The 322-nt window shown below is 67.1% G+C and carries 1 protein-coding gene; it reads right to left on the bottom strand.

All coding sequences use genetic code 11. The features are described from left to right. Positions 1-322 (bottom strand): condensation domain-containing protein (locus F0Q45_RS27065; RefSeq protein WP_149656706.1); only part of this gene is annotated, 322 nt, incomplete at both ends.

The following is a 322-nucleotide window of genomic DNA, read 5'->3' as shown; positions in this document are numbered from 1 at the left end:
CGCGATCGGCCCACCGATGCAGACATCATCACCGGCGCCGAGCTTGCGCAACAGCACCGCCAGCGCGGCCTGCAACACCATCGACAGCGTGGTGCCGGTGCGCCGGGCCAGCCGCTCCGCCCGCTCGCGCAGACCCGCTGGCACACCGAAGGAGATCAACTTACCGTTGAACGACTGCTGGGCCGGTCGCGGCCGATCCGCAGCCAGCCGGATCTGCTCCGGGGCCCCCGCTAATTCGGTTTTCCAGTAGGCGAATTGGCCTGCCAGAGCAGATTCCGGGTCGCATTCGTCGCCCAGCACTTGCTGTTGCCACAGGGTGTAA

This window comes from Mycobacterium simiae, from assembly GCF_008370645.1.
GTDB lineage: Bacteria > Actinomycetota > Actinomycetes > Mycobacteriales > Mycobacteriaceae > Mycobacterium > Mycobacterium simiae_A.
This window is presented reverse-complemented; position numbering and strand designations above follow the sequence as displayed.